Below are 11,317 nucleotides of genomic sequence, written 5' to 3'. Positions count from 1 at the left end.
ATCGAGCGAGCCAAAAGACCATGCTGCAACTTTCCACGCCCTCCCTGCGCGACTCGATCCTGCGCCATCTGACCTATTCCTTCGGCAAGGATCCCGAGCACGCCATTCTCGAAGACTGGCGCATGGCGCTGAGTTACGCGGTGCGCGACCGCATTGTCGATGCGTGGTTCAAGGCCACTCACCAGACCTATGAGACCGGCGCCAAGCGGGTCTATTACCTGTCGATGGAATTCCTCATCGGGCGCCTGCTCGAGGATGGCATCGTCAATCTCGAACTGGTCGAGGAGGCGAAATCGGCGCTGGCCGAGTTCTCCAAGGATTACAACGACGTGCTGGCGGACGAGCCGGATGCGGCGCTGGGCAATGGCGGCCTTGGCCGGCTTGCCGCCTGTTTCCTCGAAAGCCTGTCGACCATCGGCTGCCCGGCGCATGGCTACGGCATCCGCTACGAGCACGGCCTGTTCCGGCAGAGCTTTGTCGGCGGCCGCCAGGTCGAACAGCCCGAGCTCTGGCTCGGCCAACGCCACGCCTGGGAATTCGAACGCCCCGAGGTCCGCTACCGCATCGGCTTTGGCGGCCACGTGACCAACCACGGCGAGACCGTGCGCTGGCACCCGGCCGAAGAGGTCGAGGCCGAGGCGTTCGACACGCCGGTGGTCGGCTGGAAGGGCCGCTGGGCCAATACCCTGCGCCTGTGGTCGGGCCGCGCGATCCACCCGTTCGACCTTGCCGCGTTCAATCACGGCGATTATGCCGCCGCCGCCGCCCCCGAGGCGCTGGCGCGGACCATCAGCCGCGTGCTCTACCCGGACGACACCACCGAGCAGGGCAAGGAGCTGCGCCTCAAGCAGGAGTACTTCCTGACCGGTGCTGCGCTGCGCGACATCCTGCGCCGCTTCAACAACCAGTTCGGCGACCTGCGCAAGCTGCCCTCGAAGGTGGCGATCCAGCTCAACGACACCCACCCGGCCATCGCCGGGCCCGAGCTGATCCGCATCCTGCATGACGAGCGCGGCATTCCTTTCGACGAGTCGATGGACATCGCCCGCAACACGCTCAGCTACACCAACCACACGCTCCTGCCCGAGGCGCTGGAAAGCTGGGGCGAGGCGCTGTTCGGCAGGCTGCTGCCGCGTCACATCCAGATCATCGACCAGATCGACAACGAGCACGCCAACCGCAACCCGTCGCGGACCCAGTCGATGCGCGCCGACCATCAGGTCAAGATGGGCCAGCTCTCCTTCGTCATGGCGCACAAGGTCAACGGCGTCTCGGCGCTGCACACCGAGCTGATGAAGACGACCGTGTTCGAGGAACTGCACAACCTGCACCCCGACCGCATCGTCAACCAGACCAACGGCGTCACGCCACGGCGCTGGCTGCTGGCCTGCAACCCGCGCCTCGCCGGCCTGATCACCGAGTCGATCGGCGAGGCCTGGGTCGACGATCTCGAGCAGCTCGAGAAGCTCGAACCCTATATCGAGGACGCCGGCTGGCTCGACCGCTACGGCAAGGTCAAGCGCGACAACAAGGTCGAGCTGTCGAACTGGATGGGCCAGGCGCATGGCTTCCATGTCGATCCCGACATGATCTTCGACGTGCAGATCAAGCGCCTGCACGAGTACAAGCGCCAGCATCTCAACATCCTCGAGACCATCGCCCACTGGCTCGAGATCCGCGACAACCCGGACGCGGACTGGACGCCGCGGCTCAAGCTTTTCGCCGGCAAGGCGGCGCCGGGCTATTTCTTCGCCAAGGACATCATCCGCCTGATCAATGATGCGGCGGCGGTGATCAATGCGGATCCGCTGACCAACAAATATCTCAAGATCGCCTTCCTGCCGAACTACAACGTGACGCTCGCCGAGCGGCTGGTGCCGGCAGCCGACCTGTCGGAGCAGATCTCGACCGCCGGCAAGGAAGCCTCGGGCACCGGCAACATGAAGTTCGCGCTCAACGGCGCGCCCACCGTGGGCACGCTTGACGGCGCCAATGTCGAGATCCGCGATCACGTGGGTGCCGAGAACTTCTTCCTCTTCGGCATGACCGCCGAGGAGGTGATGGAGCGCCGCATGGTCGAGAGCCACGCCCAGAAGGCCATCGCCGCAGATCCGCGCCTTGCCCGCGCGCTCGAGGTGATCCGCGAGGGCCGCTTCTCGCCCGCCGAGCCCGAGCGCTATCACAACATCACCGGCAATCTCGAAGGTGCGGATTACTTCCTCGTCTGCTCGGACTTCAGCGATTACTGGCGCGCGCAGCGCGAGGTGGATGCGGCCTTCAAGGACCAGCAGGGCTGGGCCCGGATGGCGGCCTTCAACACCGCACGCTCGGGCTGGTTCTCGTCCGACCGCACGATCCGCGGCTACATGAAGGATATTTGGGACGCCAAGAGCCTTCTCGACTGATACGCGATAAGAGTTGACGCGAGTCATTGCAGCTCGCGTCAATCGCACTAAAGTTCGAGGCATGACTGATGCAAATCATCCTCCCGCCTCGGAATTTCATCGCCTGACCCAAGGTCAGCACGACGATCCATTCGCCCTGCTCGGGCCGCACAGGACAGAGGGTGGTGACCGCCATGTCACCGCCTTCGACCCCGGCGCCAAGCAGATGTGGGCGGTGATCGGCTCAGACACCCACCCGCTCGATCCGCTTCCCGATGCGCCCGGAATCTTCCGTGGCAAGGTGCCGGGCGATGCGCCCTACCATCTGCGCGGTGCAGCCGGAGACGCGAGCTGGGATTTCGAGGATCCCTATCGTTTCGGCCCGGTCCTCGGCGAGATGGACGAATACCTGCTCGGCGAAGGCAGCCACCTGCGGATGTGGGAGGCGCTCGGCGCGCATGTCATGGAGCACGAGGGCTGCCACGGCACGCATTTCGCGGTCTGGGCGCCGAACGCCCGGCGCGTCTCGGTCGTTGGCGACTTCAACTGGTGGGACGGCCTGCGCCATACCATGCGCAAGCGCGGCGCCACCGGCGTGTGGGAGATCTTCATCCCCAATGTCGGCGATGGCGCATTCTACCGCTACGAGATCGTCGGCCCCGATGGCACCATCCAGCCGCGCAAGGCCGACCCGGTGGGCTTCGGTTCCGAGCATCCCCCCGCAAACGCCTCGATCGTACGCGACATCCGCGAATACGGCTGGTCGGACGGCGACTGGATGACCAAGCGCGAGGCCATGCAAAGCCGCGAGGCGCCGATCTCGGTCTACGAGGTCCACCTGCCCTCGTGGCGCCGCAAGGACTGGGGCCGCCCGATCTCCTATATCGAGGCCTCTGACGAGCTCATCGCCTATGTCAAGGAGATGGGCTTCACCCATATCGAACTGATGCCGATCAGCGAGTACCCGTTCGACGGCTCCTGGGGTTACCAGCCCATCGGCATGTTCGCGCCGACCATCCGCTGCGGCCTGCCGAACGAGTTCCGCGACCTGATGAACGCCGCCCACCGCGCAGGCGTCGGGGTGATCCTCGACTGGGTGCCGGGGCACTTCCCGTCCGACCCGCACGGGCTCGGCAAGTTTGACGGAACTTCGCTCTACGAACACGCGGACCCGCGCGAAGGCTTCCACAAGGACTGGAACACGCTGATCTACAATTACGGCCGCGCCGAGGTGTCGAACTTCCTCACCGCGAACGCGCTTTACTGGCTCGAGGAGTTCCACGCCGACGGCCTTCGCGTCGACGCGGTGGCCTCGATGCTCTACCGCGACTACTCGCGCAGCCCCGGTGAATGGGTGCCCAACAAGGATGGTGGGCGCGAGAACTACGAGGCCATCGCGGTGCTGCAGCGGATGAACACCGCCACCTACGGCGACAACCCCGGCATCATGACCGTGGCCGAGGAAAGCACCGCCTATCCGGGCGTGTCGCAGCCGGTTGATCAGGGCGGGCTTGGCTTTGGCTTCAAGTGGAACATGGGGTGGATGAACGACACCCTCGAATACATCAAGAAGGACCCGATCCACCGCTCGTATCACCACCACCAGATGACCTTCGGGCTGGTCTACGCCTTCTCGGAGAACTTCATTTTGCCGATCAGCCACGACGAGGTGGTGCACGGCAAGGGCTCGATGTTCGGCAAGATGCCGGGCAACGAGTGGGAGAAGTTTGCCAACCTACGGAGCTATTACGGCTTCATGTGGGGCCATCCGGGCAAGAAGCTGCTGTTCATGGGCCAGGAACTGGCGCAGCGCAGCGAGTGGAACCACGACGCGCAGGTCGACTGGGAGTGCCTCTCGGACCCGAACCACGCTGGCATCCAGCGCCTCGTGCGCGATCTCAACCACCTCTACCGCGACACCCCGGCCCTGCACGCCAAGGACTGCTTCGAGGATGGCTTCCAGTGGATCAATGGTGGCGACTCGCAGAACTCGGTGTTCTCGTGGGTGCGGCGCGGCGGTCCGGATGATCCGGAGGTCGTGGTGGTCTGCAACTTCACGCCGCAGGAGCACGGCGCCTACCGCTTGGGGATGCCGGCCGCCGGCACCTGGCGCGAGGCGCTCAATTCCGACGCCGAGATCTACGGCGGCAGCAATCGCGGCAATTACGGATCTGTCGAGGCAAGCGACGGGGAATATCACGGTCAGCCGGCCCATGCCGACGTGACCATCCCGCCGCTCTCGGCCATTTACCTGGTGCGCGACACCTGAGTAGCTGACGGGGCATTTCAATCGGTCACCAAACCACGGGGGAGAGGCGACCGGAAAATTAGGAGGAATTGACATGCCTTTGACACACCAGAGGCTGTCGGGACGGAGTATGGCCTTCGTCCTGGCGGGAGGTCGTGGATCGCGACTGCACGAGCTGACCAACAGCCGGGTGAAACCGGCGGTGTATTTCGGCGGCAAGGCGCGGATCATCGACTTCGCGCTGTCCAACGCGCTGAATTCCGGCATCCGAAAGATCGCGCTGGCGACGCAATACAAGGCGCACAGCCTGATCCGGCATTGCCAGCGCGGCTGGAACTTCTTCCGCGCCGAGCGCAACGAGTTCCTCGACATCCTCCCCGCCTCGCAGCGGGTCTCGGAGGGCATGTGGTATCGCGGCACCGTGGATGCGGTGGCGCAGAACATCGACATCATCGACAGCTACGATATCGACTACATCGTCATCCTCGCCGGCGACCACATCTACAAGATGGATTACGAGGCGATGATTCGCCAGCATGTGGAAACCAGCGCCGAGGTCACCGTGGGCTGTCTCACCGTCGACCGTCCCGAGGCAAGTGCCTTTGGCTGCATGGCCGTCGACAGCCGCGACCGCATCACCTCGTTCCTCGAGAAGCCCGCCGACCCGCCGGGCCTGCCCGACGATCCGGAAAAGACGCTGGTGTCGATGGGCATCTACGTCTTCAACTGGCACTACCTGCGTGAGCGGCTGATGGAAGACATGGCCAACGAGGCCTCGAGCCACGATTTCGGCAATGACATGATCCCCGAGATCGTCGCCAAGGGCACCGCGCAGGCGCACCGTTTCGAGGATAGCTGTGTTCGGTCGCGCCCCGATGCGCCGGCCTACTGGCGCGACGTCGGCACCATCGACGCGTTCTGGAAGGCCAATATCGACCTGACGGACTTTTCACCCGATCTCGACCTGTGGGACCGAGACTGGCCGATCTGGACCTATTCCGAGCTGGTCCCGCCGGCCAAGTTCATTCATGACGAGGACGACCGGCGCGGCGCTGCCGTCAGCTCGATGATCTCGGGCGGGTGCATCGTCTCGGGCACCGAGATCCGCAACTCGCTGCTCTACACCATGTGCCACACCAACTCCTATGCCTCGCTGCAGGGGGTCGTGGCGCTTCCATACGTCAACGTGTCGCGCCATGCGCGGCTTACCAATGTTGTCATAAACCGTGGTGTACACATCCCCGAGGGGCTCGTCGTCGGCGAGGACCCCGAGGAAGACGCCAAGTGGTTCCGCGTCAGCCCCGGTGGCGTGACGCTCATCACCCAGCGGATGCTGGATCGGAGGGAAGCCGAGAAATGACCAGAGTGCTGTCCGTCACGTCGGAATGCGTGCCACTCATCAAGACCGGAGGGCTCGCGGACGTGGCGGGCGCGCTGCCCGGCGCGCTGGCCACCAAGGGGGTCGAGATGCGCACCCTGCTGCCGGGCTATCCCAAGGTGATGGCCGAGGTCGGCCGGCGCCGCAAGGTGGCCGAATGGGATGACCTGTTCGGCGGCTTCGCGCGGGTCTACCGCGGCAAGCTTGGCGATCAGGTGCTCTACGCGCTCGATGCGCCGCATCTCTTTGACCGCGACGGCGGCCCCTATCTCGACAGCCACGGCCGCGACTACCCCGACAATGCCGAGCGCTTCGCCGCGCTCTCGGTGGCCGCGGCGATGCTCTGTGCAGAGGGAGTCGAGGGCTGGTTTCCGCAGATCATGCACTGCCACGACTGGCAGGCCGGCTATGCGCCGCTCTACCTGCGCGAGCTTGGCGCCAGCGATCGGGTGGCGTCTCTGATGACCATCCACAACATTGCCTTCCAAGGCCTGTCGCCGGCTTCGATGATCTCGCGGCTGGGACTTCCGCGCTCGGAATTCAACGAGCGCGGATATGAATACTGGAACAATATCAGCGCCTTGAAGGCCGGTCTTGTCTACGCGGACAAACTTTCCACCGTCTCGCCCACCTATGCCTCGGAGCTGATGACCGAGGAATATGGCATGGGGCTCGATGGCGTGCTGCGCGAGCGTCAGGAAGATCTTGTCGGCATACTCAACGGCATCGACGAAGCGCTCTGGATGCCGCCCTACAAATCGCCCTCGGGCAAGGCAAAGCACCGCGCCACGCTGCGCAAGGAGTTCGGCCTGCCGGATTGGCCGGGTCCGGTCTGTGTGCTGGTCTCGCGCCTCACCGAGCAGAAAGGGATCGACATCCTGCTGCAGGCCCTGCCCGCGCTGCTCGACCGTGGCGGCCAGCTGGTGCTTCTGGGCAGCGGCAACCGCGACCTCGAGCGCGCCTTCCAGGACTATGCCGAAGCGCATTCCGGCGTTGCTGCCACCATAGGCTACGACGAGGCTCTGGCGCGGAGAATGATCGCCGGGGGCGATGCCATCCTCGTGCCGTCACGATTCGAGCCCTGCGGCCTCACCCAGCTCTACGGGCTGCGCCACGGCACCCTCCCGGTGGTCGGCCTGACCGGCGGGCTTGCCGACACGGTGATCAACGCATCGCCTGCAGGATTGGCAGCCGGTGCGGCAACCGGGCTTCAGTTCCACCCGCTGACCGCGCAGGCCCTTGCGCAGGCCCTGATGAAACTGGTCAATCTCTACCAGGATCGAGATACCTGGACGAAAATGATGAAGAACGCCATGGCCGCCCCCGTGGGCTGGGACCAATCCGCCGCCACCTATGCGGCGCTCTATGCCGAGATGGTCAGACCCGGATGAGCGCACCGGAAATGCTGGCAGGCCGCGCCGCGCCCCTCGGCGCGAGCTTCGACGGCGACGGGGTGAACTTCGCCGTGTTCTCCGAGCACGCCGAAGCCATCCACCTGTGTCTCTTTGACGAGCATGGCACCGAGACCGCGCGGCTTGCCATGCCCGAGCGTGACGGCGATATCTGGTACGGTCGGGTTCCCGGCCTGACACCGGGTCAACTCTACGGCTACCGCGTCGAGGGGCCCTTTGCCCCGCGTGAGGGCCACCGTTTCAACCCCGCCAAGCTGCTGCTCGACCCTTACGCGCGGCGGCTCACCGGCCACCCCACGTGGCACGCCGCACTTTATGGCGGGTCCGAGGCGCCCGATCCGCATGACAGCGCCCGCTACATGCCGAAATGCGTGGTCGAGGACACCAGCTTTGACTGGGGCAGCCACAAGGCCCCCAACACACCGCTCGAGGAAAGCATCATCTACGAGGCCCATGTAAAGGGCCTGACAAAGAAATTCCCCGGCGCAGACCACCCGGGACATTTCCTTTCACTGGCTTCGGACGCGGTGCTCGAGCACCTGATCAAGCTCGGCATCACCGCGGTCGAGTTGCTGCCGGTGCATGCCTTTCTCAATGATCGCTTTCTGGTTAAGAAAGGCCTCGTAAACTACTGGGGTTACCAGACCTTGGGCTTCTTCGCGCCCGAGCCGCGCTATCTCAGCCACGGCCGCCTCTGGGAGTTCCAGTACATGGTCGCCCGGCTGCATTCGGTGGGCATCGAGGTGATCCTCGACGTGGTCTACAACCACACCTGCGAGGGCGATGAGAACGGCCCGACCTTCTCGTTCCGCGGGCTCGACAACCGCTCCTATTATCGGCTGCACGAGGACAAGCGCTTTTATCACAACGACACCGGCACCGGGAACACCGTCAATATCGAACACCCGATGGTGCTGCGCATGGTGCTGGACTCGCTGCGCTACTGGTCGACGACCATGGGCGTCGACGGCTTCCGCTTCGACCTCTGCTCGACGCTGGGGCGCACCGAGACCGGCTTCGACCCCAATAGCGCCTTCTTCAAGGCCGTCAGGCAAGACCCTGTTTTGGCGACGAAAAAGCTCATTGCAGAGCCGTGGGATATCGGTCCCGGTGGCTATCAGCTTGGCAATTACCCGCCGCCCTTCGCCGAGTGGAACGACCAGTATCGCGACGGTGTGCGGCGGTTCTGGCGCGGCGATCTCGGCCATGTGCCGGTGATGGCCGACCGCATCACCGGCTCGGCCGGCCTGTTCGACCATTCGGGGCGCCACGCCACCTCTTCGGTCAACCTGCTCACCGCCCATGACGGATTCACGCTGATGGACGTGGTGAGCTACACCGAGCGCCACAACGAGGCCAACGGCGAGAACAATCGCGACGGCCACGGCGAGAACTACTCGGACAATTTCGGTGTCGAGGGCCCGACCGGGGACGCCGAGATCGTCGAGAAGCGCGCACAGCGCCGCCGCAACATGATGGCGACGCTGCTCCTCAGCCAAGGCACGCCGATGATCCTGGCCGGCGACGAGCTCGGCAACTCGCAAAACGGCAACAACAACGCCTACGCTCAGGACAACGACACCACCTGGATCGACTGGGAGGCCGCCGACGAGGCGTTCCTCGCGTTCACGCGCTGGCTCATCAGCTTCCGCAAGGCGCACCCGATCCTGCGGCAGAAACGCTTCCTGCACTCGATTCCGCGCAAGGTCGACGGCGTCACAGACCTGTTCTGGTGGCGCCCCGACGGCGCTGAAATGACCCGCGCCGACTGGACCAACGGGCATATGACGGTGCTTTGCGCCGAGTTTCGCATGGCCAGCGGCACCCCGAAATACGCGCAGCGAGAGGAGGCGATCTATCTTGCCTTCAATTCCGGCGATGCCACCGCACTGACCCTTCCCAAGCTCCCCGACGGCTTCTGCTGGGTCCGCCATGTCGACACCGCAAGCCCCGATCTCGGCGCCGAGCGCGTCGGAACCACCATTCAGATGGCCGCAAATTCGGTGATCGCCCTTGTCGAGGAACCGGTATGAGTGACAGCATGAACGACCGCGCCGCAAAGGCTGGAATTATATCTGAATTCCGCGACTTGTACGGAGATATTCAGGTCGCAAGTGAGGAGACGAAGGCGGCCCTTCTGGCCGCGATGGGGCTCGAGGATGCGCCCGACCGGCCAGAGCCTGTCCTGCCGCGCTGGCATGTCTGTGAGCCGGGCGAGCCGGTGGGTCTCGTGCCCGCGGGCGCCTGGCAGCTGACCCGCGAGGACGGCAGCCAGACCGAGGGCCGCGGCGCGCTCCCCGAGTTGCCGCTGGGCCGGCACCGGCTCGAAAGCGGCGGAGAGCGCTGCTGGCTGCTCTGCGCACCCGCGCGCCTGCCGCTGCCGCGCAAGCTCTGGGGTCTCATGGCGCCGCTCGCTTGCCTGCGCAGCGAGACCGAGGGCGGGATCGGCAGCTACGAGGATCTCGCGCGGCTCGCCGAAGGGCTCGGTCCCACTGGCGCGGCTTTCCTCGGCATCAACCCGATCCACGCGGGCTTCCTGACAAATCCCGAGGGCTTCAGCCCCTACACGCCCTCGCACCGCCGCCGCGTCGCACCGCTCTACCTGCCGACCGCGGCCCGGGCCGAGACCCCCGGCCCGGTGCTGATCCTGCCCGAGGAGCTGCCGGCCCGTCTTGCCGCGCTCGAGGAAGAGTTTCGCGCCGCGCCGCCCGGGCCCGGCTTCGACGAGTATCTGCGCCACGAGGGGGCCTCGCTGCATCACTTCGCCACTCACCAGGCACTGTCAGAGAAATTCGGCGCCTTCTGGGACAGCTGGCCCGCCGCCTATCACGACCCTGACAGCCCGGAGGTGGCTCAGGCTGCGCATGATCTCGCCGACCGCGTGCGCTTTCATGCCTGGCTGCAATACAGCGCCGAGGGGGCGCTGTCGGAGACCCAGCGGCGGGCGCAGGCGGCAGGGCTCGAGCTCGGGCTCTATCTCGACCTTGCCGTGGGCACCCACCCGCACGGCGCCGAGACCTGGGAGGACCGCGAGAGCTTTGCCTTCGGCGCCAGCCTCGGCGCGCCGCCGGACGCCTTCGCGCCACAGGGCCAGAACTGGCACCTCGCGCCGTTCAACCCGGTGCACCTGATCGACACCGGCTTCGCGGCGCTGGCCGCCACGCTGCGCCAGCAGCTGCGCTTCTCGGGTGCGCTGCGCATCGACCATATCCTCGGCTTCGAGCGCGCCTACTGGGTGCCCGATGGCGACCTGCCCGGCGCCTATGTCACGATGCCACGCGAGGCCATGCTGGCGGTGGCGCGCATGGAGGCGGCGCGGGCCGGCGCGGTGATTGTCGGCGAGGATCTGGGCGTCATTCCCGACGGGCTGCAGCACGCGCTGAAGGACAGCGGCATCCTCGGCTGCCGGCTGATGTGCTTCGAGCACACCGGCGATCCGCCCTGGTACAAGGCACCGCAAGAGTATGACGAGGGCGTCATCGCCAGCTTTTCCTCGCATGATCTGCCGACCTGGAAAGGCTGGCGCGAGGGCCGCGAGATCGCGCTGCGCCGCGACATGGGGATCATTCCCGCCGAGCATACCGAGGGCATGTTCGGTTTCCGTGGCCGCGAGGTCGAGGGCATGGACGGCGCCACCGCGCCCTACCGCAATGGCTACGCCCCCGAGAGCCCCGAGGCGATGGCGGCGCTGCTGGCCGAAACCGCCTCTTGCATGGTGGCGTTACAGGTCGAGGATATGCTCGAGATGGAGAGCCAGCCCAACATGCCGGGAACGGTATGGGAGTACCCGAACTGGCGTCAGCGGCTGCCCGCTGGCGTCGACGAGATCGCGGCAAGCCCGGTGCTTGCAAACGCCGCCCGGATCATGAAACGTGCCGGGCGATAGGAGACAGGA

6 protein-coding genes are annotated in these 11,317 nt (G+C 65.5%); all 6 read left to right on the top strand.

Going from position 1 to position 11,317, the window contains the following annotated elements; all coding sequences use genetic code 11:
* Positions 1 to 20: 20 nt before the first annotated feature.
* Positions 21 to 2,405, top strand: coding sequence for a glycogen/starch/alpha-glucan phosphorylase (locus JF542_RS03005; protein ID WP_207074700.1), 2,385 nt, complete (start codon positions 21 to 23; stop codon positions 2,403 to 2,405).
* A 61-nt stretch (positions 2,406 to 2,466) separates the two neighbouring features.
* On the top strand, positions 2,467 to 4,653 hold the full coding sequence (gene glgB, locus JF542_RS03000; protein WP_207074699.1) for a 1,4-alpha-glucan branching protein GlgB: 2,187 nt from the start codon (positions 2,467 to 2,469) through the stop codon (positions 4,651 to 4,653).
* A gap of 73 nt (positions 4,654 to 4,726) precedes the next feature.
* On the top strand, positions 4,727 to 5,992 hold the full coding sequence (gene glgC, locus JF542_RS02995) for a glucose-1-phosphate adenylyltransferase (protein WP_083793944.1): 1,266 nt from the start codon (positions 4,727 to 4,729) through the stop codon (positions 5,990 to 5,992).
* Complete coding sequence (gene glgA / locus JF542_RS02990) at positions 5,989 to 7,401, top strand: glycogen synthase GlgA (RefSeq protein WP_207074698.1); 1,413 nt, start codon at positions 5,989 to 5,991, stop codon at positions 7,399 to 7,401. The genes glgC and glgA overlap by 4 nt, the downstream gene beginning before the upstream one ends.
* Positions 7,398 to 9,455 (top strand): glycogen debranching protein GlgX, encoded by a 2,058-nt coding sequence (gene glgX / locus JF542_RS02985; RefSeq protein WP_207074697.1) that lies wholly within the window; start codon positions 7,398 to 7,400, stop codon positions 9,453 to 9,455. The genes glgA and glgX overlap by 4 nt, the downstream gene beginning before the upstream one ends.
* Entirely contained in the window at positions 9,452 to 11,308 is a 1,857-nt protein-coding gene (malQ, locus tag JF542_RS02980) for a 4-alpha-glucanotransferase (RefSeq protein ID WP_207074696.1), read from the top strand. Before glgX ends, malQ begins: the two co-directional genes overlap by 4 nt.
* Positions 11,309 to 11,317 lie beyond the last annotated feature (9 nt).

It is taken from the genome of Salipiger bermudensis, from assembly GCF_017309175.1.
Lineage (GTDB): Bacteria > Pseudomonadota > Alphaproteobacteria > Rhodobacterales > Rhodobacteraceae > Salipiger > Salipiger bermudensis.
This window is presented reverse-complemented; position numbering and strand designations above follow the sequence as displayed.